Here is a 23,440-nt window from a genome sequence, read left to right as displayed (position 1 = left end):
ATCATCTTGGAACTCCTTACCAGCGACGCTCGAAGCGGCGGCGAAGAATGATTGCGATCAGGTTCATAAGGATCAGAAACACCAGGAGCACGATGATGGCACCGGATGCACGCTCGACGAAGGCTGGGTCACCGCGCTGGGTCCAGTTGTAGACCTGGACCGGCAGGGCCGATGCCGGATCGAAGAAGCCTTCCGGTGGAGCGCCAGGATATTCGCGAACGAAAGCCACCATGCCGATGAGAAGCAGTGGCGCTGTCTCCCCGAGCGCCTGGGCCAAACCAATGATCGTACCGGTCAAGATACCTGGCATAGCAAGCGGCAGGACGTGGTGAAAGATCGACTGCATCTTCGATGCGCCGACGCCGAGAGCTGCGTCGCGGATCGAGGGCGGTACGGCCTTGAGGGCGGCACGGGTCGCGATAATGATCGTGGGCAGTGTCATCAGCGTCAGAACAAGACCACCGACCACCGGTGCCGACTGCGGCAATCCAGCATAGTTGATGAACACGGCGAGACCGAGGATACCGAAGACGATCGAAGGAACAGCCGCAAGGTTGGCGATGTTGACTTCAATCAGGTCGGTGAACCAGTTCTGCGGCGCGAACTCTTCCAGATAGATCGAGGCAGCGACCCCGAGCGGCAGCGACAGGCACAGAACGATCAGCATCATGTAGGCAGAGCCCAGGATGGCAACGCCAAGGCCGGAGGCTTCGGGCCGGGTATCGGAGGCGTCGGGCGCGGTGAAGAAGTTCCAGTTGAACCGGGTCGTCAACACGCCTGCGTCCTTCAGCGCGTCTGCCAGACGCAGCTGCTCGGGCGAGGTGTTCCGGTCGAGCGCCGCGCTCTCCATGGTCACCCGGCCTTTGTAATAGCCGTCGACGCGACCAGAGGCCAGAAGGTCGAATGTTACCGTCGTGCCGATGACCTCGGGATTTGCCAGCACATAGTTGCGCAGGCTCGCCGGCGCCTCTTTCGAGATCAGTTCCGCTGCGGCTTTGGCGTTCAAGCCTTCCGCTGCAATGCCTTTTTCCTGCATGGCTTGCGCCAGGGCCGCTTCGATCAGCGGCACGTAGCCGAAGGTCGAGACCTTGGAAATCTCTGCGCGATCGCGGTTACCGGACTTGTCCAGCTTTGCTGCATCAAGATTGACGTCGAGCGAGATGTAAGTCTGGCGGAAGGACGACAGGCCATTCGACAGGATTGAGGCGAGCAGACCGACTAGTGCCAAAACACCGATGATGACGGCGATCAGTCCCATCATCCGGAAGCGGGCTTCGGCTGCATTACGGCTGCGCGTGCGAGCATCGGACGTGAGGATCGACTTAGTCTCAGCGGCCTTGGAGGCGGCCTCGAAAGCGGTGATGTCGGTCATTCGTACTGCTCCCGGTACTTGCGCACGATGTAGAGGGCCACGATGTTGAGGCAAAGCGTGATGACAAAAAGCGTGAGACCGAGCGCGAAGGCGACAAGGGTCTCGGGGCTTGCGAATTCGGTGTCACCCGTCAGCTGGCTGACGATCTTGACCGTGACGGTCGTCATGGCCTCGAAGGGGTTGAGGTCGAGCTTTGCCGCGGCACCGGCGCCGAGCACGACGATCATGGTTTCACCGATCGCGCGGCTTGCCGCGAGAAGGATGGCGCCCATGACACCCGGGAGGGCTGCCGGAAGGATGACGCGCTTGATCGTTTCCGATTGCGTGGCACCCAGGCCATAGGAACCGTCGCGCAATGTCTGCGGTACGGCGTTGATAATGTCATCGGACAGCGAGCTGACGAACGGGATGATCATGATGCCCATCACGAGACCCGCCGTCAGCACCGACGAGGACGATGTGCCGAGCCCGAGGGGCTGGGCGAGCCAGTCGCGGATCAGAGGCCCGACCGTCACAAGGGCAAAGAGACCGTAGACGATCGTCGGAATGCCGGCCAGGACCTCAATCGCTGGCTTGGCAAAGCCACGCAGCGTCGGGCTGGCATATTCGGACAGATAGATTGCGATCAAAAGGCCGATGGGGACGGCGACAAGCAGCGCGACGAAGGACACATACATGGTGCCCCAGAGAAGCGGCAGAATGCCGAGCTCCGAGCCACCGCGAAACTGCGGGTTCCAGACCGTTGAGAAGAAGAATTCCGAGGCCGGATACATCTTGAAGAAGTTGATGGTCTCGAAGACCAACGAACCAACGATACCGACCGTCGTTAGAATGGCGATCGTCGAGGAGCCGATCAATAGGGCAGTGACGAAGGTCTCGCTGACATTGCGAGCCCGCATGTCCGGGCGGATCCGGCTCAGAGACCAGAGCCCAAGACCTAGCGCCAGTGCGAGCACGGCAAACGTCATGATCATCGAACCGGTACGCGCTGCCTCGCGATACACCTTTGCGGCTTCGAAAACTTCAACCGGCACGTCGCCTGCCAGCGCGACACCGACTTCGGCAAGCCGTGCTCGCACGGTCGAGACGTCGATTTGACCATCGACAAGGGCGCTTGCGCTTGCATCCTGATTGGCAATCATCGCGTCGAGGCCGCCGGCGATGCGCCGTACATCCGACAGTACAAGGCTGCGTGCGCCGCCCTGCGGGATCACATTATCCGGGATCAAAGCGTCGGCGCGACCTTCGACAATGATCGGCTGCACGAAAAGCCATGCCAGCATCAGCAGGAAGGCAGGGACCGCGGTGAACAGGGCCACCGTCTGACCGTAATAGCCTGAGAGAGAATGAAGTTTGGTACCACTGCTGTCGGCGAGAGAGCGTGCACGGCGTTTGCCGAGGACGAAGCCGATCAACGCGAGCACCGCAAGAATGAGAACGATGATGCCGCCACTCATATGACAATAGTCCCCTGCCAAACAAAAAAGGCCGGCGGCACATCATGCGCCGCCGGCCGATGCATCAGATTAGTTCAGCGGTGCCATCGGCGTGCGGGCCTTGACGGCTTCCTGCGTCTGGGCCAGTTCCGGGTCGGAAACGAGGCCGTAGGCCGCCAGCGGGCCATCCGGGCCGGCCATTTCGTCAGAAACGAAGAACTCTACGTATTCCTGGAGACCCGGGATGACGTCGAGGTGGGCGTTCTTGACGTAGAAGTAGAGCGGACGCGAAACCGGGTACTCGCCCTTGGCGATGGTCTCAACCGAAGGAACAATACCGCCCATGGTGGCTACGCGCAGCTTGTCGGTGTTGTTCTGGTAGAAGGAAAGGCCGAAGACGCCGATGCCGTTCTTGTTGGCGTCGACGCGAGCGAGCGTCTCGGTGTAGTCGCCGTCGATGTCAACGGAGGTGCCGTCGGTGCGCAGAGCCATGCAGCCCTTCTTGCCAGCATCCTTGTCGCCGCCAGCAGCAGCGATCAGGGCTTCGAGCGTGCCGTTTTCTTCGCAGCCAGCTTCAATGACCTTCACATCGAAGACTTCGCGGGTGCCGTGCTTGGTGCCCGGGATGAAGGCGAGGATCGGCTGAGCCGGCAGGTCAGAGCGAATTTCGTTCCAAGCCTTGTAAGGATTGGCAACCAGCTGGCCATCCTTAACGACCTGGGCAGCAAGAGCGTTGTGCCAGTCGGCCGGGGTGAAGGCGTATTCAGGACCGTTGATGTCCGAAGCGAACACGATGCCGTCGTAACCGATGCGAACTTCCTGGATGTCGTTCACGCCATTGGTCTTGCAGAGCTCGATATCGGACTTGCTGATGCGCGAAGAAGAGTTTGCGATGTCGATGGTGTTCTCACCCACGCCTTCGCAGAGCTTCTTGCGGCCGGCGCCAGAGCCGCCGGACTCAACAACCGGGGTGGCGAAATCGGTGTTTTCGCCGAAGGCTTCGGCAACGATGGATGCGTAGGGCAGGACAGTGGAAGAACCAGCAATCTGGATCTGGTCGCGGGCTACAGCAGCGCCGGCGAAGGCCACGGTGGCCGCCAAGGCAGCTGCGGAAAGTTTCAGAGCGTTCATGATCATCTCCCGAAAAGGGCTTGTGTGTCTTTGCGGCCGTTGCAGCGTCTCCCAAGCAGCGGCGACTGCGTTCTTAGCGGCTCTTCGCCCTTGCTTTTATGTCAGTTCGATGAAACATTTGTGACAAAAATAGATGTTTAATTACAACATCTTAGTCATACATCAACACGCAGACATATCGCTTTATGTCAAAAGCGAACGGTGAAGACGCTGCCCTGGCCAAGCTCGGACCTGACAATCAGACGCGCACGGTGGCGGGTGAGGATATGCTTGACGATCGCAAGACCGAGACCGGTCCCTTTTTTCGACCGGCTATCCTCGACATTGACTCGGTAAAATCGCTCGGTCAGGCGCGGCACATGTTCTGCCGGAATGCCAGGACCGTGGTCGCGCACGCTGACTTCCGTCGCACCGCCAGGGTCCCGGCGCAGCGCAACTTCCACCACTCCTCCATCCTGACCGTATTTGCAGGCGTTTTCGATCAGGTTCTCAAAGACTTGGACGAGTTCGTCGCGCTCACCCAGGACCTCGATCTTCTCCTTGGGCAGATCGAGCCGGATCTCAACACCAAGTTCGGCGGCCAGTGGAGCGAGACTGTCCCTGACATGACCGAGGATCGGCGCGAGCTCCACGCTCTGGTCCGGCGCCACATGGGCCTTCAGCTCCAGCCGCGAAAGGGACAGGAGATCATCCACCAGGCGGCTCATGCGGTTTGCCTGATCAAGCATGATGGCGAGAAACCGATCCTTGGCCTTGGCATCGTCGCGGGCCGGTCCCTGCATGGTCTCTATAAAGCCGCGCAGCGATGCAAGCGGCGTGCGCAATTCGTGACTGGCATTGGCAACGAAGTCGCTGCGCATGCGATCGAGCCGACGTAGCTCCGAGATATCCTTGAACGACAGAAGGAAATAGGAAACGCCAGCCGCCTCGTCGGCGTCGATCGGCGCGACCCGCACCACATAGACCCGCTCGGAGGGGTGACGCTCGGAATGCTCGATCTGGTTGGGCTGAGAGGTTTCGGTCGTCTCGCGGATCATGTCGAGAATCCCGGGGGAGCGCCAGCGCGTCGAGACATGCAGGCCGACGACGAGCTCGCCGAACACCTTATGCGCCGCCTGGTTCTGGGCAATCAACTCGGCCTCAGGGCTGAGGACGAAAATCGGCATATCAAGGCCGTCGAGCGATGCCAGGATGAGAGGAAGCGGATCGGTCGGCGGATCGGGGACTGTCACGGCCGGTGTTGGCGCGGTTGGCGTGTCTTCCTCCGGCAGCTGCCGGAATACGACAAGCAGAAAGAGCAGCACGAACAGGGTGATCGCATAGCCAGTGGCAGCGCCCGTTGCCCAGGCGCTCACGGCAAGGAGTGCGGCTGCCAGAATGTAAACCCAGGCCGACAGAAGCTGTCGGAGATCCTTGCGCCAACCGCCACCCCTATCGTCCTGCATGCGCGCGCGTTCTCCGCCTCGTCGTTGTCCAAGTCTGATAGTCCTGATTCATGACAGAAGTTACACCGCTGTGCCATCGCAGGTCGGGCCTTTCCCCGGTGGATCGATCGATGCGCCTCCAGATGGAACCGAGATGCTTGAACTTCATTTCGGCTTGGGCTCAATTAAGACCATCAGAAGTTTACAAGGCACAGGGAGCCGAGGATGGACGCGCAAACCGAAAGCAGGGCAGTCACCCTCTCGGTCGGAGGAACCCAGCAGGTCTTCGACATCGATCTGCCGGATCTGCCGGACTGGATCGAAGACAAGGCGCTCAAGTCCGGTGGCTTTCCCTATGACAAGAAGCTTTCTGAGAAGGACTATGTGAAAGAACTCACCCAGTTGCAAATAGAGCTGGTGAAGGTGCAGTTCTGGATGCAGAAGACGGGCGAACGCGTGATGGCCTTGTTCGAAGGCCGGGATGCGGCCGGCAAGGGCGGCGCCATTCATGCGACGCTTTCGTACATGAACCCCCGCTCCGCCCGCGTGGTCGCCTTGACCAAGCCGACGGAAACCGAGCGCGGGCAATGGTATTTCCAGCGCTACGTCTCGCACTTTCCGACAGCAGGCGAATTCGTTCTGTTCGACCGCTCCTGGTACAACCGCGCCGGCGTCGAGCCGGTCATGGGCTTCTGCACGCCCGACCAGTACGAGAGTTTTCTCGAGCAGGCACCGCGCTTCGAGAAGCTGATCGACCGGGAAGGAATTCGCTTCTTCAAATTCTGGCTCGATACAGGCCAGGAAATGCAGCTCAAGCGCTTCCATGACCGTCGCCACGATCCCTTGAAGTGCTGGAAGCTCTCACCGATGGATATCGCGGCCCTAAACAAGTGGGACGACTACACGAAAAAGCGCGATCGGATGCTGAAGGAAACCCACACCGAGCGCGCCCCGTGGACGGTTTTGCACGCCAATGACAAACGTCGCGCGCGGTTAAACCTGATCCGCCACATGCTGCTGTCGCTCGACTACGAGGGCAAGGACATCGAGAAGATCGGCAAGCTCGACAAGAAGATCATCGGCAGCGGCCCCGACTTCCTGAAGTGACTTTCTTTTTGGGGGGAGTGGCCGTCGCCCCCCCCCATCATGCTTACGCGACCGTCACTGGCCGGGCAGCACGCGGATCGCGTAAAGGTTCACGCCGCGTCCGGTGCCTGCGAGATCTGCATTGATCAGGAGGCGGCCCGGGGTGGACGGCGCCATGCCGTTATCGAAAGAGACGCGGAACAGCGCATCGAGCTTTTGCGGGTTGACAGTGAAGCGGTGGCGCGGACAGTCGCCCATGCGCGGGAAATCACATTCGACGGAGATCTGGACCGGCTCGTCATCCATCGACTGCACGGTGAGCGCAATCGTGGAGGTGCGGCCTGCCATTTCACGCAAGACCTCTGTCGGGACCGTCACTTCGATCACGCCAGCCTCGTCACCGCTGCGCGAGACGATCTGCGCGGCACTGCCGTCGCTGGCCGTGACGATGTCGACGAGCGCGTTGGCGCGGGGACGAAGCGCCGAGACCTGCTGTGGGGCAAAGACCTCGACCCAGTCATCCGAGAAGCCACCGCGCGCATCGAGCGCCTGCGGTCCTGCGGATCCGGCCGGGGCTGCCTCCTCTGCCGCTCCGGTAAAGTCTTCCGCTTCGGCGCGCGGCGGCGGATTGGGCACCGAGGTGTCGCGCTCGGCCTCCGTGAGCAGCAGCCCGGAGGAGTAGATCCACCATGCGCCGATCCCGAGCGTCGCCAAGAAAATCGACACGATGGTCAGTCGAGCCACAATCCCGCGGCGCCGGCGTGGTGCCTGCAGGGGACGCTCGGACCGCATGTCCGGCATTGGCCCTTCATCATCGGCATGCGCGTCAACGGACGCCCTCGCCGCAATGTCGGGCTCTTCGTCGAAAGAAGGCTCGCGGTAGCCTGTCTGGGCGCCGACTGGCGGATCACCCGCGGCGAAGCCGGGCTCGACACGACCGGTTCGCCGATCGGGCGGCGTTGGTGCCGGCGGCTCGGCAGCCCGCTGTGACGGCCCCGCCACCGGTGCGGCCGGCTGAGGCACCGAGGGTTCGGGACGCACTTCCAGACGGGCGCGCTCTTCGAGCTCGATGGAATGGATGAGCGCCTCCAGGCGGCGGCGCTGATAGTTTATGGATTCGGGGTCGTCGATGTTCTGCTTGCGCAGACCCGTTTCGAGCGCCTGGCGGGCAGACTGATAGACCCGGGCACGGGCCTCCGCATTCGAACGGTCGGCGCGCTCCAGGGCGTTCCTGATGGCCGTTTCCAATCCACTCATTGGCCGCCATACTCCTTCGGGGATCGCCCCAGCCACATCGCAATCATAGTTTCGATTCGGTAAACTCTGGATATTTCAAGCACAAGCCCGGAAAACCCGTATGGCGCCGAATAAACACAGGAATGAGGCTGCGTAGGCAATGTCAGCATTTCGGGGATCCGACGTCTGCATGACCGTCGAGCATAGGACCGGCTTTCCTCGCCGTCCATGTTCTGCTATTTGACGTTTGCGTAAACGTAAACTTCATGGGAGGTGAAGTGATGGCCCTGCCGCCGATCCTGAAAGACAATCTGAGGCTCCCCGTCGTCGCCTCGCCGCTCTTCATCATATCGCATCCAAAACTGACGCTCGCCCAGTGCAAGGCGGGAATCGTCGGTTCGTTTCCGGCGCTGAATGCCCGGCCGGAGGCGCAACTCGACGAATGGCTGGCCGAAATCACCGAGGATCTCGCCGCTCACAACGCGCAGAACTCGGACCGTCCTGCCGCCCCATTCGCGGTGAACCAGATCGTGCACATGTCGAATAAGCGGCTCGAGCACGACCTGATGATGTGCGTCAAATACAAGGTGCCTATCGTCATTTCCTCGCTCGGCGCCGTGCCGGAGGTCAATGCCGCCGTGCATTCCTATGGCGGAATCGTCCTGCATGACGTGATCAACAACCGCCATGCCAATTCGGCGATCCGCAAGGGCGCCGACGGCCTGATCGCTGTGGCGACCGGAGCGGGCGGCCATGCCGGCACACTCTCGCCTTTTGCCCTCGTCCAGGAAATCCGGGAATGGTTTGACGGGCCGCTTTTGCTTGCCGGGGCGATCGCCAATGGCGGTGCTGTGCTTGCTGCCCAGGCGATGGGCGCCGACATGGCCTATATTGGCTCCCCCTTCATCGCGACCGAAGAAGCGCGTGCATCCGCCGAATACAAGCAGGCGATCGTCGATGCCCATGCCAACGACATTGTCTATTCCAACTATTTCACCGGCATTCACGGCAATTATCTGAAACCGTCGATCGTTGCTGCTGGCATGGATCCGGACAACCTGCCGGTCGCCGATCCCTCGAAGATGGACTTCGACAAGGCGACCACCGGGGCCAAGGCCTGGAAGGATATCTGGGGCTGCGGCCAGGGCATCGGGGCGGTGAAGGCCGTCGAGCCGGTCGCGGCCGTGGTCGACCGGTTGGAACGCGAATATATAGGCGCAAAAAAGGCGATTTGCGGCTGAGACCGGCACTGATAGCGTCCCCGCAACACTGATTTGCGGGGACCCCACATGCGTCTATCCACCTTGAGCCTTACGCTTGCCGCTCTGGCCGGCAGCTCCTTTGCCGTCAACGCTGCCGACGGCGCCTATAAGGAGTTCAAATCCTGGCAGGTGAGCTGCTCGCAGACACTGTCCTGCAGCATGCGCCAGTTCATCTCCGACAACCCCATCTCGGGCTTGGAGCTGCAGCGCAGTGGCTTGCCGGAAGCGCCCGTCGCGCTTTTGATCTCGCCGTCCGAGTATTCTCTTCTTGAGGGCGAGGGTGAACTGACCGTTGCGATTTCGATCGACGGTGGTGCGCCGGCGACCTTCAAGGACAGCGAAATCGCGATCGACGCAAATGCCGCCGCTCTCTCGCTGTCCGGCGACTTCATCGGCAACGGCCTGATCGACAGCCTGAAGAATGGCACAACGGCGAAGATCACCATCTCCCGCGGTCAAATGACCGCGGAAGGCGAGATCCCGCTGGCCGGCGCTGCCGCAAGCCTGCTGTTCATCGACGAATTCCAGAAACGTGTCGGTCACGTCGATGCCATGAGCGCGAAGGGCGACAAGGCCCCCAATCCGCCGCCGCCAGTCTCGGACATCCGCCGCTTCTCCGACTTCCCCGAGACGGTCCGGGCCCGCTTCGCCGATGGCGGCGAATGTGCGGAAACGGAAGAAACCATGCTCGAGGGTAACGCGCTTGCCCATAAGCTGGCCGAGGAGCAAACGCTATACATGACGCCCTGCGGCATGGGCGGGGCCTACAACTTTCCCTATGCCGTCTTCGTGGACGTCTATGGCACGGTATCGACACTGCCTTTCCCGACGATGCAGGAGGGCGCACCGAGTGCGACAACCAGCGCCTTCAATCTCAGCTATGATTACGAAGCAAAGACCTTCTCTGCCTTCTTCAAGGGACGCGGCGTGGGCGATTGCGGAACCTTCAACGAATGGAAGCTCGCCGAGGGCGCAATTGGCCCGCAACTCGTGCTCGTCGAGGAGGCATTCCGGGATTGCCCCTCAGAAATCGACGAGAACGAGACCATCGATATTGCAAACTGGCCGAAGACCTGGCCGTTGCGGTAAACGGAAAGCCAGCGCGGCGGCTGCGGAATTTTTCCGCCGCCGCCGAAATGCGTCTTGAAATCAGCGGGCAATCCCTGTATCAGCCCCTCACCAAACGCGACGGGCTTTTTCACGCTCCAGCGCTGGCCGCTTTAGCTCAGGTGGTAGAGCACATCATTCGTAATGATGGGGTCGCAGGTTCGAGTCCTGCAAGCGGCACCATTTTCCAAGAAAATTCGAGGGCCCGTCCCTTTCCCACTCAGTCATTCTGTGCCATGAGCGCCGTAGGGCGCGAGTGCCGTAAACTTTAGTACGGGCTCGGGCGGGTTGATTGACGTCTCTCCTGCTGCAGCGCGATTACGCTGCCGTCCACTTTACCCAATTCCATCGATCTGAACGGCAAAAGGGCCCCGACAAGCGAGGCCCTTCCACGGCATAGTGGTGATCGTCCGATCAGATCCAGTATGGCGGAACGCCATAGTAGTCATAGACCGAGCGGCCATTGTTTCGATACCAGTCGTCGCTGTCGTCAGTGGCGCGCGGGGCACCCTCGACTTGCTCCTTGGTCAGGTCGATGCGATAGCCGTCAAGGCTCTCGTCATAGGTCAGCTTTTCCCAGGGGAGCGGGTAGTAATCGTCGCCGATACCCCAGAAGCCGCCAAAGCCCAGAACGGCGTAGGCGACACGGCCACCCTTCTTTTCCAGAATGACGCGCTGGATGGAGCCGATGCGGTCGCCATCGCGGCCATAGACGGCTGTGCCTTCGACCTTGTCGCTGGCGATCAGGCTCGGGGTGTCCTTGACGTAAGGATCCTGGCTGGCGGCGGTGTTACGGTTTTCGTGCAACATGGGAAGTCCTCCTTCTTGGTTGTGCATGCAGAGGTAACGGGCGCCCCAGCGCATGGTTCCTCACAAACGACCTGCAAAGCCGAGCGACGCAATGTTGACGTTTACGTCAAGGTTATATAGCCTTCCCACACTTGCACTGCCGGTGTGAAAGCATAAGCTTTCGGGACCTGAGGAGGAACCAGTCCTGAAAGGGCGTGCCTGGCAGACCAATGATTTTCGGGAGGATTACATGACGGAAACCCTGAGCCGCCTCAGCGGCCGCGCCGCAGAAAAAATCTGGGTCAACTCCTATCCGGCATCGGTTCCGGCCGAGATCGCACCGCATGCGCATTCTTCGCTCGGGGCGCTTTTCGAAGCGAGCTGCGCGAAATTTGCCGATCGCCTGGCCTTCTCCAGCATGGGCCGCGGCATGACCTTCCGCGAACTGGAACAGCAGTCCCGCAAGGTTGGGGCCTGGCTGCAGTCGAAGGGCCTAGTGAAGGGCGACCGCGTTGCCGTCATGACGCCGAACATCCTGCAGAATCCGGTTACCGTCTACGGTATCCTGCGCGCCGGCATGACGGTCGTGAACGTCAACCCGCTCTATACGCCGCGTGAACTGGAGCACCAGCTCAAGGATTCGGGCGCCAAGGCGATCGTCGTGCTTGAGAATTTCGCCCATACGGTCGAGCAGGTGGTGGCGCGTACCGACGTCAAGCATGTCGTGGTCTGCACCATGGGCGACATGTTGGGATTGAAGGGCCATATCGTCAATCTCGTCGTTCGCAAGGTGAAGAAGCTGGTGCCGGCCTGGTCGATCCCGGGACACAAAGGCTTCAAGGCGATGCTGGCCGAAGGCGAGAAGCTTGCGCTGAAGCCTGTCGACGTGGTGTCGAGCGATGTCGCCTTCCTTCAGTATACGGGGGGCACCACTGGTGTGTCCAAGGGCGCGACGCTCACCCATGCCAACCTGCTCGCCAACAAACAGCAGATCGCGCTCTGGCTGGAAGCCGCCTTTGCCGGGCAGAACCGCCCCGACGTGCTGAACTTCGTCTGCGCGCTGCCGCTCTACCATATTTTCGCGCTGACGGTGAATTCGCTGATGGGCGTGGCGCTTGGCGGCCACAACCTGCTGATCGCCAATCCGCGCGACATCCCGGCCTTCATCAAGGAGCTGCAGAGCTTCAAGGCGCATGTCTTCCCGGGCCTCAACACGCTGTTCAACGCGATGATGAACAACCCCGAATTCAAGAAGATCGACTTCTCCTCGCTGATGCTCGTGCTCGGCGGCGGCATGGCGATCCAGCGGCCGGTGGCCGAACGCTGGCTGGAGATGACGGGGCGTCCGATTACCGAAGGCTATGGCCTCTCCGAGACATCGCCGGTTGCGACCGTTAACCGCCTGGATGCGCGCGAATTCACCGGCATGATCGGCCTGCCGTTGCCTTCTACCGACATCGAGATCCGTGATGAGGACGGCGCCACGATGGCGATCGGCGAAGTCGGCGAAATCTGCATCCGCGGCCCACAGGTCATGGCCGGCTATTGGCAGCGTCCGGAAGAAACCGCCAAGGTGATGAGCGATGACGGCTTCTTCCGCTCCGGCGATATGGGCCTCATGGATGAACGCGGCTATGTGAAGATCGTCGACCGCAAGAAGGACATGATCCTGGTCTCCGGCTTCAACGTCTATCCGAACGAGATCGAGGAAGTGGCCGTCATGCATGCGGGTGTGCTCGAATGCGCCGCCGTCGGCGTGCCAGACGAGCATTCGGGCGAGGCAGTGAAGCTCTTTGTCGTCAAGAAGGACGAGAACCTCACCGTCGACGAGCTGAAGGCGCATTGCGCTGCCAACCTCACCAACTACAAGCGGCCGCGCTACATTGAATTCCGCACCGAACTGCCGAAAACCAATGTCGGCAAGATCCTGCGGCGAGAGCTGCGCGACGGAAAATAAATCGATTTAAATTTGGGGAGGCTCTAGCCTCCCCTTCGTCTTGATCCCGTCTCAACTCACTAATAAGGTCCCCGGCATCATCGTCGAACCAGGGACATTCCGATGCAATCCATCATCGACACGCTGACGAGCACGGTCGCCGCCACCCATGCCGAAGACCTGCGCGCCGCCTTTGCCGCAGATCCGCAGCGCTTCAGCCGGTTTTCCGCTTCGCTCGACGATCTGTTGATGGATTATTCCAAATGCGCCGTGAATGACGACGTGCTCGAACAGCTCGAGCAGCTGTTGGTGACGGCCGGGGTCGCCGAAAAGCGCGACGAGATGTTCTCGGGCGCACCGATCAACTTCACCGAAGGCCGCGCCGTTCTCCATACCGCGCTTCGCAACCGCTCGAACCGTCCCGTCATGGTCGATGGGCGCGATGTCATGCCTGACGTCAACGGCGTTCTCGAGGCCATGGGCAAATTTGCCGATGGCATCCGCTCCGGCGAGTTGAAGGGTGCCACCGGCAAGCCGATCACTGACGTCGTCAATATCGGCATTGGCGGCTCGGATCTCGGCCCTGTCATGGCGACGCTTGCGCTCTCGCCCTTCCATGACGGCCCGCGGCTGCATTTCGTTTCCAACATCGACGGCGCCCATATCGCCGATACGCTGAAGGCGCTTGCACCCGAGACCACGCTTTTCATCGTCGCCTCGAAGACCTTCACAACCATCGAGACGATGACCAACGCCCAGACGGCGCGCGCCTTCATTGCCAATGCGATAGGCGAAGCGGCCGTCGGCCACCACTTCTGCGCCGTCTCCACCGCGCTCGACAAGGTCGCGGCCTTCGGCATCGATGCGTCACGCGTCTTCGGTTTCTGGGACTGGGTCGGCGGTCGTTATTCGATCTGGTCGGCGATCGGCCTGCCGCTGATGATCGCGATCGGGCCCGACCACTTCGGCGATTTCCTCGCTGGCGGCCATGCGATGGACGAGCATTTCCGCAAAGCGCCCTTCCGGCAGAACCTGCCGATGCTGCTCGGGGCACTTGGCGTCTATCACCGCAATGTTCTCGGCTACCAGACGCGCGCAATCCTGCCCTATGACCAGCGTCTGTCGCGTTTTCCGGCCTATCTGCAGCAGCTCGACATGGAATCGAACGGCAAGAGCGTGACGATCGATGGCAAGCCAGTCCACGGTGCGTCGGGTCCCGTCGTCTGGGGTGAGCCCGGCACCAATGGCCAGCACGCCTTCTACCAGCTCATCCACCAGGGCACGAGCGTCATCCCAGTCGAGTTCCTGATCGCCGCCAACGGTTTCGAGCCGGAACTCCGCCACCAGCACGAATTGCTGATCGCCAATTGCCTCGCCCAGTCGGAGGCGCTGATGAAGGGCCGGACACTGACTGAAGCCAAGAGCCAGTTGACCGCCAAGGGTGTTGCCGGCGAAGAAGCCGACTTCCTCGCCCCGCACCGCGTCTTCTCCGGCAACCGCCCGTCGATCACTATCGTCTACGAGCAGTTGACCCCCTATACGCTCGGCCGCCTGATCGCGCTCTACGAGCACCGCGTCTTCGTCGAAGGCGTCGTCTTCAGGATCAATTCGTTCGACCAGTGGGGTGTGGAGCTCGGAAAGGAACTCGCGACAGGACTTCTGCCGGTGGTCCAGGGCAAAGTCGCGGCGACCGGGCATGACAGCTCGACGGTCGGGCTGGTCTCGGCGCTGGCGGAGCGGCGGCAGGTTTGAATACCCTGGAAGGGAATTATATGCGACTATGCGGGGGGCAAGTTTGGCAATGGGTAAATTGTGAGCGATCAGAACACAGTTGATGCTTGGGAGTACAGAAAGCTTGCGGCGTATCACCTATCACTGGCTAAAAATCTCGCTCAGAATGGAGGCGAAGCAAGCGCCGTCTATTATTCACTTGAACTTCGAAGAGCCATCGAGGCTTATGCATACAGCCTCCTGTGTACCTACCGTCCTGAGGTATCTGCATCCGACCTCGAAACGTGGCAACCGCATGTTGTGATGCGCGTTCTCCGCAGCCTCGACCCGGACGCCGATAAGCCGCTAGAGCTTCAGTTCGAGAATACTGACGGTTCAACTTACGACGTCGGCACAGACCAACGGCTCGGCTATCGTTGGCTCAGTGAAAAGTATAATCGCCTCTCAAGCGTTGTGCATGTCCCAACAGTCGCGAAGATAAGGCAGTCGAAGCGCACACCCGCAGATATTCGCGAGATGTGCGACGCGATCGTCGAGGACCTGACCTTTGTTCTCTCTCAGGAGCGTTGGAATTTTGTATCCGGCAACTTTTCTACAATCCCTTGCGAGTGCGGTTTCCGACTACGTCGACGCGCTGAAAATATGAAGATGGAAAGCCGCATCGTCTGTGCGATGTGCTCGCGGGTTTATGTGGTTGCAGATATTCAAGATGGCGAAGTAGTCGTTGTCCCGTCGTGGCATCGGTTTGAGTGCAAGTTTTGCGGCGTCGCCAACGGTCATCACGAACGAGACGGCATTCAGCAATTCAAAATCAAATGTCGGGGCTGCGGGGAGCCTGCACATTTCTTCAAAGCTTGGGCGTACGCGCAACCTAAAGAACTCGGAAGTTTTCCAAGCCTTGATGTCCCAGTGGGAATTGATCCAGATTTGAATCCCTAAAGGGATGGCAAGCTCCAGAAACGCTTCTACCGCCGACTTCGCGCAAACCGTTAGCGCCTATCGCACAGCCTCTTCCGAGAGGCTCACAGCAAGGCCGTGCGCTTGCTTGGCAGGCCGAGTAGATATACTTTTCCGCAGTCGTATATCCTTGGGATTCCCATGTAGATCGCGAAATGGGGCAATAGCCTTGCAGTGCGCCTTCCCGCCAACGTGGTCGAAGCGCTGAACCTGAAGGAAGGTGATGACATCGAAATTCGCGCTGCAGACTGGCGCGCGCTCGATGTTGCACGTAAGCCCGCGCGGCAAGACCTTCTTCAGCGCCTGTGAGCCTTCCGTGGTCGGCGGTCGGCCGACTTCAGGTTTGATCGGAACGAGGCGAGTAGTCGATAAGTTCGTCGAGACGAACTTATCGACTACCACTTCCGATGCCTCAGAACCCAATCTCAGCCGCCGTCGGCGGGTTGGCCCCGGCCCGCGACACCGTCACCGCCGCAGCCTTCGCCCCAACCGTCAGCGCCTCGCGCACGGCGTCTTCCGACAACGTCGCAACCTTGTCCTTGGTCAGCAGACCCTGGCGCTTGAGCGATGCCAGAATGCCCGCGTCGAACGTATCTCCAGCGCCGACGGTGTCGACCACCTCGACCTTGTTCGAGGGGACGGAGACCTTGAAGTTCGCGGTATAGGCAGTGGCGCCTTCAGCCCCCTTGGTCAGCACCACGAGCTTGGCGCCGCGCGTCAGCCAGTGGGCGGCGCGTTCGTCCTGGGTGCCCGGCAGATCGAACCAGTCGAGGTCTTCGTCGGAGAATTTCAGGATGTCGGACATGTCGGCCATGCGGGCGATGCGGGCCTGGTGAGCCTGCTTGTCCTTGATGAAGCCGGGGCGGATATTGGGGTCGAGCGAGATGACGCGGGTCTTGTGCTCGCGGGTCATCAGCGCCTCATAGGTCGAGCCGCAGGGTTCCGGAATCAGGCTGATCGCGCCGAAATGCAGGGCTTCGCAGCTGTCGTCGAGCGTCGGCAGATCGGCTTCTGATATCATCCGGCCTGCCGTGTTTTCGTCGTAGAAGGCGTAGGATGCCTGACCGTTGGTAAGCTTCACCAGCGCGATCGTGCAGGGGCGCGAGAGCGTCGCACAATAGCTAAAATCGACGCCGGAGGATTTCAGCGTGTCGCGCAGAATATCGCCCAGCATGTCGTCGGAAAGCCCGGTGAAGAAGCCGGTGTCGATGCCCAGCCGACCGAGGGCGATCGCCGTGTTGAAGATCGCGCCGCCGGCATAGGGCGCAAAAGCGCGCTCGCCGAGCGTGGTTTCGCGTGGCAACATGTCGATCAGCGCTTCGCCGCAACACAGGATCATCTCGACCTCCCAGTTTTCTGTTTCAATCGATTTAAACCAAGTCGCCTTGTATTTCCAGTGCGACTGTGAGCATTTGCTCAGGCGAGCGACGAAACCCCGCCATTGCGGCCGGACCATTCGAGCGGGGCATCGAGGAAGGCCTCGACTTCCGACAGGGTCTTCTCGTCAAACAGCTTCTGGTCGCGGGCGACGGCCAGGACATTGCGCCAGGTGGCGATGTAGTGGAGCTTGACCTTGCCGTCGTCGAAACGCTGCTCGGCCTCCGGGAAGATGCCGTAGAAGAACAGTGCGATGCCGTGATCGACGACGCCACCGGCCGCTCTGATCGCATCGATGAACTTGAACATGCTGCCGCCGGCCGTCGTCAGATCCTCGATGACGAGGACGCGCGACCCTTCCGGCATGTTGCCCTCGATCTGGGCATTGCGGCCGTGGCCCTTGGGAGCCTTGCGCACATAGATCATAGGCAGGCCCAAGCGATCGGCAAGCAGGGCTGCAAAGGGAATGCCGGCCGTCTCGCCGCCGGCGATGCAGTCGAACTGCTCGAAGCCGGCATTGCGCATCAAGGACGCGGCCGCGAAATCCATGACGGTGGAGCGGACGCGCGGATAGGACAGAAGCTTGCGGCAGTCGATATAGACAGGGCTCCTCATGCCAGACGAGAGCTTGTAGGGCTCGGCCGCATTGAAATGCACCGCCTTGATCTCCCAGAGCATCTTCGCCACGAGTTCTGCCATCACGGCGGGTTCGGTGAAGGGGGTCTGGATCATCGGGCGCTCCTGTCAAACACGGTCAGAAGCGCAATAGCAGCAAGCCGCGCCGGCCGCCAGATGGGCGTGGCATGGAACAATCGGCCTCGACAAATCTTTACGGCTCACCATTCACGAAGGACAAATCTCCATGGACAACATGCTCGTCATCCAGCCGCTCGTCGCCCTCATCGCCGGCGTTCTCATCCTGATCATGCCGCGCCTGCTGAATTATGTCGTCGCGATCTATCTGATCGTGATCGGTGTGCTTGGCCTCTGGCCGCAGCTCGGCTCGCTCGGAACCTGACGCAGGCTGTTTCAGCCCCTCCACGCCTTCAAAAAAATGCCTCGCGTTATCAGCGAGGCATTTTTCGGTTCAGGCGACATCCCAGTGCAGCGGGAATTTCGGATTGAAGACCGTCACCGGCCCGGCGCCCGTGAAGATCTTGCCCGGGAACTCGACCGGCTCCTCGCGCTTGACGAGGGTGATGGTCTCTTCGTTTGCGGGCAGGCCATACCAGGCCGGCCCGTTCAACGAGGTGAAGGCCTCGAGCTTGTCCAGTGCGTTTTCCTGTTCGAAGACATGGGCAAGGCAGCTCATGGTGTTGATCGAGGTGTAGATGCCGGCGCAGCCGCAGGCGCATTCTTTCGACGGATCGACATGCGGCGCGCTGTCGGTACCGAGGAAGAACCTGGCATCGCCGGAGACGGCCGCCTTGCGCAGCGCCTGTCGATGGTTCTCGCGCTTGGCGACCGGCAGGCAGTAATAATGTGGCTGGATGCCGCCGACGAGAATGTCGTTGCGGTTGATGATCAGGTGATGGGTGGTGATGGAGCCGGCAAGGTTGCGATCGGCGCTGCGGATATACTGGATGCCGTCTTCAGTCGTCACATGCTCCATGGTCACTTTCAGTTCCGGCAGGCGCTTGCGTAGCGGATCGAGGACCGTGTCGATGAAGACCTTTTCGCGATCGAAGATGTCAACTTCGGGCGTCGTCACTTCGCCATGAACGCAGAGCGGCAGGCCGACCTTGGCCATGCGCTCGAGCACGGGCATCGCCTTTTCCATGTCGCGCACGCCGCCATGGGAATTGGTCGTGGCACCGGCCGGGTAAAGCTTCACCGCCGTGATCAGGCCGGAGCGCTTGCCCTCCTCCACGTCATCGGGATTGGTGTGTTCCGTGAGATAGAGCGTCATCAATGGCTCAAAGCGATCGCCCGCAGGCACCGCCTTCAGGATCCGCTCGCGATAGGCACGCGCGTCATCGGTCGTCACCACCGGCGGCACGAGATTCGGCATGATGATCGCACGGGCGAAGTGCCGGCTGGTGTCGCCGATCACGCCTTCCAGCATGGCGCCGTCACGCAGATGCAGATGCCAATCGTCGGGGCGGCGGATGGTGAGAGATGACATGGGGCGAGCCTCCGGCTTGACGAGAACTCGCCGCCCTTAGCATGTCCATCCCGCCGGATCAAAGGATCAGGCAACCCGTTCGTTCGCGGAAGCCACCGCCTTGTCGGCCTCCTCCATCTGCTCGCGGCGATCCTGCTCCATGATTGCCTGGATCCTTGGAAGCGCCCGCTCGAAGGCGGCCACACAATCCGGATCGAACTGGGTGCCGGCGCGGCCGAGGATATGCTCGACCGTGCGCTCAAAGCTCCAGGCCGGCTTGTAAGGGCGTTCCGTCGTCAAAGCGTCGAAGTTGTCGGCCACGCAGACGATGCGCCCGGAGATCGGGATTGCAGTCCCCACGAGTCGGTTCGGATAACCCTGACCGTCCCAGCGCTCATGGTGGCTGGCGGCAATCTCCGAGGCCAGTTGCAGAAGCGAGGAACGGGAGCGGCCGAGAATGTCGCTGCCGATCTCCGCATGCGACTGCATCTGGCGATATTCGGCTTCCGTCAGACGCCCCTGCTTCAGAAGCACCGTGTCGGGCATCGCGACCTTGCCGATATCGTGCATGGGAGCCGCCAGCCGGATGTCGTGGCAGACATGGCTCGGCAGACCCAGTTCGATCGCGATCGCTTCCGAATAGGCCGCCACTCGCAATGTGTGGCGGGCCGTCTCCGGGTCCTTGTACTCGGCAGCGAGCGTCAGGCGATGGATGATCTCCTGCTCGCGCTCGCGCAGTTCGCCCACGGCACGTTCGACCTCGCGGCGAAGCCACTCGGCTTGGTCGGCCAGTTGGCGCCGGGCACGGGCGAGGCTGACGATGTTCTGTACACGCGCCTGAAACTCGACCGGGTTCACCGGCTTGGTGAGGAAATCGATCGCACCGGCATTGAGAGCCGCCATGCGGGTCGTCATGTCCTTGTCGGCGGTGACGAAGATCACCGGGACGTTGGCATATTTCTCGAAACGGACGATCTCCGTATAGAGCTCCACCCCATTATAGACCGGCATCTGGTAATCGATGATGGCAATGTCGAAATCGAGCTCCGGCAGGGCTGACAGCACGGAATCGGGGCTCGCAAAAGGCAAGGCTTCGCAGTGATCGAGCTTACCGACGAGCTTCGTCAGGAGCTTCAGATTGGTGCTGTTGTCGTCCACCAACAAAATACGCATGAACGCCTCCGTGCTTCTCAGGCAACCAGTTTGAATTTCAGAGCGAGAATTTCCTCGCCCAGCATTTCGATATCCGCAGCAGCCGGTCTCTGGCTGCGCAACGCATGGGCCTTTACGGCCAGATCATTCAAGCCGACATTCGAGGCTGCGCCCTTGATGGTGTGCAGGACACGGTCGATTTTCTCAGGGTCGTTGCGGCGAAGGGCCTCGTTCAGTTCGTCAAGCAGACTGGTCGCATCGTCGAAGAAGGATTCCACCAGCTCCTGGAACACCTCTTCGCCCAGGGCATCCACCAGTTCGGCGTGACGCGCTTCGTCCAATCCCTCGATGCCGAGGGCAGGCATGGCCTGAAGCGGAATCTCGGCGAGATCGAGCTCAGGCAATTCAAGCTTCTGCGGGGCCGTCGTCGTGGCCGTTGCCGGCGCACTTTCGCGTGCGGAAGACGTCGTATGGGCAATCATTTTCTTCAATCTCTCAAGTGTCACTGGCTTGGATTCAAATCCCTGCATGCCCGCATCAAGGCAACGGCGTCGATCGTCGTCAGAAGCGTTGGCGGTCATGGCGATGATCGGCACATCGGCAGAGGGCCCGCGCTCAGCAATGATGCGCTTCGTCGCCTCGATGCCGTCCATGACAGGCATCTGCATGTCCATGAGGATCAAATCGAAGCGCTGCTCGCGAGTAATGGACACGGCCTCAGCACCGTCATTGGCAATCTCGACATCCTGGCCCAGTCGCGCCAGGAAACGGGTGGCGACAATCTGGTTCACCTTGTTGTCTTCGACCAACAGGATGCGGCATCGCGGCAACGTCTCTTCGGCGACGACCTTGGCAGCGAGGCCGTTCGCTTCTTCGCGGGTTACCGGGACAACGCCCAGTTCGAACCAGAAGATCGAACCAACGCCGACAGTGCTGCTCATGCCGAGTTCACCGCCCAGCTTTTCAACGATCTGCTTGCAGATGGTGAGGCCGAGACCGGTGCCACCGTAGCGACGGCTGATCGAGGCATCGACCTGAGAAAAGGGCTTGAACAGTTTGTCGAGGCCGGCCTCATCGATGCCGATGCCCGTATCTTCCACCTCGAAGCGGATCATCAGCTTGCCTTCGCGGTAGAAGTCACGCAGGCGCAGCGTGACCGTTCCTTGATGAGTGAACTTGACGGCATTCGATAGCAGATTGAGCAAGACCTGTCGCAGGCGCGTCGGGTCGGTCTTGACGTAAAGCGCCTGCAGAGAATCCGGCAGGTCGAGGATCACGGTGTTTTCGTGATCGTCGGCGCGGCCGCGGATGATGCTGACCGTGCTTTCAGCGAGCGCGCAAACGTCGAAGGCACGCTCTTCCAGCTCCAGCTTGCCGTGCTCGATCTTGGAGAAGTCGAGGATCTCGTTGATGATCTCGAGCAAGGCTTCGCCGGAAGAGCGGATGGTCTTGACGCTCTGGATCGTGTCGTCGGGCAGTTCCGAGAGTTCGAGCAGTTCCGACATGCCGAGGATCGCATTCAGCGGCGTGCGGATCTCGTGGCCCATGGTGGCCATGAATTGCGACTTCGCGCGGTTACCGGCATCGGCCGCTTCATAGGCCTCGCTCAATTGGGTCGCCATGACCTGCAATTCGTGGCTCGACTGACGGACCGAGCGAAGCTGCCGATTGAGCGTGACGACGAGGAAGACCACCGACACCATCAGCAGGGTCAACATGACGGTGGAGGTTCGCTCCAAGTTGAGGATCGTCGACCGGCTGTCTGCCCGTTCATGGCTGACACGGGTGTTGGTATAGAGCAGGAAATCCTCTGCCACGCGCCCCATGGAAACCAGCGCCGTGTCGAGCTCAGCCAACTGTTCGGAAGTAGGCACCGTCCCGGCAGCGTAGGCATCGAACATCGGCTGTATCGCGCGGACACCTTCCGTCACGGCGGCGATGTAGCCGCGAATATGCTCGTCGCCGGAGAAATAGGTCCCGAATTTTGCCTGATCGAGGATCGAGACGCGGGAATAGAGGATGTCGTAGCGCAGGGACAGTTCGTCGAGCAGCCGGGCATCCTGTGGATCGCCGTTTACACCGGTCAGGCTATGATTGAACTGCCGCACTTCGCGGTCCAGTTGATATACGGACCAGAGCGAATTTTCACGGACGCCATCCTCCATGATCCGGTATTGGCGCGCGATATCGACGAAGAGCACCAGAAGCACGATCAGAAGCACCGCAGACACGGTCTGCAGGACGAAGGCAACCGTGCCTCCGCCTGCAAATTTCCGTGCTGTGGCGCCTGTCATTGTCACTGGCCGACCTCGATTTCCTTGATCTGCCAGACAGACCGCGAGAAGTACTTCTCGTTGTAAAGGTCTGCATTCAGATCGAATGGATAGACCAGCATCAGCGGGCCCTTGTCGCGGACCGACATCGGCTTGCCGTCGAGCTTGGTCGCCAGCATGGTGTCGAGCTTCGCGTCGTCAGCCGGCACATCGGCGGCGTAGTCGTTCAGGGCGCGGACCTTCAGGCTCTTGCCGGTCGCACCGACTGCAGCGAGGACTTCGCGCAGGAGCGGACCTTCGAAGGTGACCCTGCCAGTTGTCCAGGGCGTTTCCATCTCGCCCTTGCGGCCTTTCAGCTTCTCCAGCATCGCCATGTCGAACTGAGCGGCGTCACCGGCATTGGTATTGGTGATCTTGCCCGTCACGGTCAGCACGACCGGTCCGCTCGGCGCCTCCAGCGCCAGGGCGGCCGTTGCCGAGAGACCAATTGCAAGTATCGCAGCGATAATGCTCTTCATGGTGCAGCTCCTTCCGATCAGGCCGAACGCAGTTCAGGATGCACGGCGCCCGCGCCGAGGTGATCCGAAAGCAGCTTGCGGAAGGCGACCGCTTCAACCGGCTTTTGCAGGAAGTCCGTGATACCGGCGGCTTTTGCTTCTTCGCGAAGACGCGGCTCGTCGTCCGCCGTCACCATCACCACAGGAACATCACGGTAACGGTCCATCAGGCGCACAGCCTTGACGAACTGAAGCCCGGACATACCCGGCAGCAGGTGGTCCACAATCAACATTTCGAAGTTCTCGGCATGACACAGCATCAGAGCCGTGTTGCCGTCGCCGGCGACCTTGATCTCCTCGACGGTGACCTTCCTTGCGAGATGCTTGATGATCATCGCATTGGTCGGATTGTCTTCGACAATTAGTATGGCCATTTCCAAACCCCCATAAACACGCCCAGCCCGGGCTCCGTCAGCCTTCCAGGCCGGACGGGAACTGCGTTAACCTTTCATGGAGGAGTTGTATCAGGGGGAGGCTGAAATTCGCTGAACCAAACCGGTACAATTTTAC

At 60.7% G+C, this 23,440-nt stretch carries 21 protein-coding genes and 1 tRNA gene; 9 read left to right on the top strand and 13 right to left on the bottom strand.

Going from position 1 to position 23,440, the window contains the following annotated elements; translation table 11 throughout:
* Window positions 1-16: 16 nt before the first annotated feature.
* The 4 genes from pstA to phoR form a co-directional block, all read right to left on the bottom strand.
* A complete protein-coding gene (gene pstA, locus D4A92_RS09040) occupies window positions 17-1,372 on the bottom strand; it encodes a phosphate ABC transporter permease PstA (protein WP_203019398.1) in 1,356 nt (451 codons plus the stop codon).
* Window positions 1,369-2,829: a phosphate ABC transporter permease subunit PstC gene (gene pstC, locus D4A92_RS09035; protein ID WP_203019396.1), complete on the bottom strand. Its 1,461-nt coding sequence runs from the start codon at window positions 2,827-2,829 to the stop codon at window positions 1,369-1,371. The genes pstA and pstC overlap by 4 nt, the downstream gene beginning before the upstream one ends.
* A gap of 69 nt (window positions 2,830-2,898) precedes the next feature.
* Window positions 2,899-3,939, bottom strand: coding sequence for a substrate-binding domain-containing protein (locus tag D4A92_RS09030; protein ID WP_203019394.1), 1,041 nt, complete (start codon window positions 3,937-3,939; stop codon window positions 2,899-2,901).
* Between the two features lie 188 nt (window positions 3,940-4,127).
* Window positions 4,128-5,384 carry a phosphate regulon sensor histidine kinase PhoR gene (phoR, locus tag D4A92_RS09025; RefSeq protein ID WP_246754050.1) on the bottom strand — a complete coding sequence of 419 codons (1,257 nt, stop codon included), beginning with the start codon at window positions 5,382-5,384 and terminating at the stop codon, window positions 4,128-4,130.
* Window positions 5,385-5,588: 204 nt separating this feature from the next.
* Between phoR and ppk2 the strand changes: the two genes are divergently transcribed.
* Window positions 5,589-6,470, top strand: coding sequence for a polyphosphate kinase 2 (gene ppk2 / locus D4A92_RS09020; protein WP_203019392.1), 882 nt, complete (start codon window positions 5,589-5,591; stop codon window positions 6,468-6,470).
* Between the two features lie 54 nt (window positions 6,471-6,524).
* Here the strand turns inward: ppk2 and D4A92_RS09015 are convergent, their stop codons facing one another.
* Window positions 6,525-7,706, bottom strand: coding sequence for a hypothetical protein (locus D4A92_RS09015; RefSeq protein WP_203019390.1), 1,182 nt, complete (start codon window positions 7,704-7,706; stop codon window positions 6,525-6,527).
* 260 nt (window positions 7,707-7,966) lie between these two features.
* Here D4A92_RS09015 and D4A92_RS09010 point away from each other — a divergent pair, with 260 nt between their 5' ends.
* The 3 genes from D4A92_RS09010 to D4A92_RS09000 all read left to right on the top strand — a co-directional run bounded on the left by D4A92_RS09010 (window position 7,967) and on the right by D4A92_RS09000 (window position 10,237).
* Window positions 7,967-8,926, top strand: a complete 960-nt coding sequence (locus D4A92_RS09010; protein WP_203019388.1) for an NAD(P)H-dependent flavin oxidoreductase — start codon at window positions 7,967-7,969, stop codon at window positions 8,924-8,926.
* A gap of 48 nt (window positions 8,927-8,974) precedes the next feature.
* Window positions 8,975-10,036 carry a DUF1176 domain-containing protein gene (locus D4A92_RS09005; RefSeq protein ID WP_203019387.1) on the top strand — a complete coding sequence of 354 codons (1,062 nt, stop codon included), beginning with the start codon at window positions 8,975-8,977 and terminating at the stop codon, window positions 10,034-10,036.
* 125 nt (window positions 10,037-10,161) lie between these two features.
* Window positions 10,162-10,237 (top strand) — tRNA-Thr (locus tag D4A92_RS09000).
* Between the two features lie 231 nt (window positions 10,238-10,468).
* Here the strand turns inward: D4A92_RS09000 and D4A92_RS08995 are convergent.
* Entirely contained in the window at window positions 10,469-10,864 is a 396-nt protein-coding gene (locus D4A92_RS08995) for a PRC-barrel domain-containing protein (RefSeq protein WP_006727971.1), read from the bottom strand.
* A 229-nt stretch (window positions 10,865-11,093) separates the two neighbouring features.
* Between D4A92_RS08995 and D4A92_RS08990 the strand changes: the two genes are divergently transcribed.
* The 4 genes from D4A92_RS08990 to D4A92_RS25075 all read left to right on the top strand — a co-directional run bounded on the left by D4A92_RS08990 (window position 11,094) and on the right by D4A92_RS25075 (window position 15,776).
* Window positions 11,094-12,800, top strand: a complete 1,707-nt coding sequence (locus D4A92_RS08990) for a long-chain fatty acid--CoA ligase (RefSeq protein ID WP_203019386.1) — start codon at window positions 11,094-11,096, stop codon at window positions 12,798-12,800.
* Between the two features lie 102 nt (window positions 12,801-12,902).
* Entirely contained in the window at window positions 12,903-14,531 is a 1,629-nt protein-coding gene (gene pgi, locus D4A92_RS08985; protein ID WP_203019385.1) for a glucose-6-phosphate isomerase, read from the top strand.
* Between the two features lie 60 nt (window positions 14,532-14,591).
* On the top strand, window positions 14,592-15,449 hold the full coding sequence (locus D4A92_RS08980) for a hypothetical protein (protein ID WP_203019384.1): 858 nt from the start codon (window positions 14,592-14,594) through the stop codon (window positions 15,447-15,449).
* 192 nt (window positions 15,450-15,641) lie between these two features.
* Window positions 15,642-15,776, top strand: coding sequence for an AbrB/MazE/SpoVT family DNA-binding domain-containing protein (locus tag D4A92_RS25075; RefSeq protein WP_348649889.1), 135 nt, complete (start codon window positions 15,642-15,644; stop codon window positions 15,774-15,776).
* Window positions 15,777-15,879: 103 nt separating this feature from the next.
* On the opposite strand, the gene D4A92_RS08970 is transcribed toward D4A92_RS25075, so the two are convergent.
* Both D4A92_RS08970 and D4A92_RS08965 read right to left on the bottom strand, forming a co-directional pair.
* A complete protein-coding gene (locus tag D4A92_RS08970) occupies window positions 15,880-16,806 on the bottom strand; it encodes a carbohydrate kinase family protein (protein WP_203019383.1) in 927 nt (308 codons plus the stop codon).
* Window positions 16,807-16,883: 77 nt separating this feature from the next.
* Complete coding sequence (locus tag D4A92_RS08965; protein WP_203019382.1) at window positions 16,884-17,576, bottom strand: orotate phosphoribosyltransferase; 693 nt, start codon at window positions 17,574-17,576, stop codon at window positions 16,884-16,886.
* 130 nt (window positions 17,577-17,706) lie between these two features.
* Here D4A92_RS08965 and D4A92_RS08960 point away from each other — a divergent pair, with 130 nt between their 5' ends.
* Window positions 17,707-17,862, top strand: coding sequence for a DUF3096 domain-containing protein (locus tag D4A92_RS08960; protein ID WP_203019381.1), 156 nt, complete (start codon window positions 17,707-17,709; stop codon window positions 17,860-17,862).
* A 69-nt stretch (window positions 17,863-17,931) separates the two neighbouring features.
* On the opposite strand, the gene pyrC is transcribed toward D4A92_RS08960, so the two are convergent.
* The 5 genes from pyrC to D4A92_RS08935 all read right to left on the bottom strand — a co-directional run bounded on the left by pyrC (window position 17,932) and on the right by D4A92_RS08935 (window position 23,304).
* On the bottom strand, window positions 17,932-18,969 hold the full coding sequence (gene pyrC, locus D4A92_RS08955; RefSeq protein ID WP_203019380.1) for a dihydroorotase: 1,038 nt from the start codon (window positions 18,967-18,969) through the stop codon (window positions 17,932-17,934).
* Between the two features lie 66 nt (window positions 18,970-19,035).
* Complete coding sequence (locus D4A92_RS08950; RefSeq protein WP_203019378.1) at window positions 19,036-20,121, bottom strand: HD domain-containing phosphohydrolase; 1,086 nt, start codon at window positions 20,119-20,121, stop codon at window positions 19,036-19,038.
* A gap of 17 nt (window positions 20,122-20,138) precedes the next feature.
* Window positions 20,139-22,394, bottom strand: a complete 2,256-nt coding sequence (locus tag D4A92_RS08945; RefSeq protein WP_203019377.1) for an ATP-binding protein — start codon at window positions 22,392-22,394, stop codon at window positions 20,139-20,141.
* A 2-nt stretch (window positions 22,395-22,396) separates the two neighbouring features.
* Window positions 22,397-22,891, bottom strand: a complete 495-nt coding sequence (locus D4A92_RS08940) for a molybdopterin-dependent oxidoreductase (protein WP_203019376.1) — start codon at window positions 22,889-22,891, stop codon at window positions 22,397-22,399.
* A 17-nt stretch (window positions 22,892-22,908) separates the two neighbouring features.
* Window positions 22,909-23,304, bottom strand: coding sequence for a response regulator (locus tag D4A92_RS08935; RefSeq protein WP_203019375.1), 396 nt, complete (start codon window positions 23,302-23,304; stop codon window positions 22,909-22,911).
* Window positions 23,305-23,440 lie beyond the last annotated feature (136 nt).

The sequence above is a fragment of the Rhizobium rosettiformans genome (assembly GCF_016806065.1).
GTDB lineage: Bacteria > Pseudomonadota > Alphaproteobacteria > Rhizobiales > Rhizobiaceae > Allorhizobium.
The sequence above is the reverse complement of the archived record's forward strand: the minus strand, read 5'-3'. Positions and strand labels throughout refer to the sequence as shown.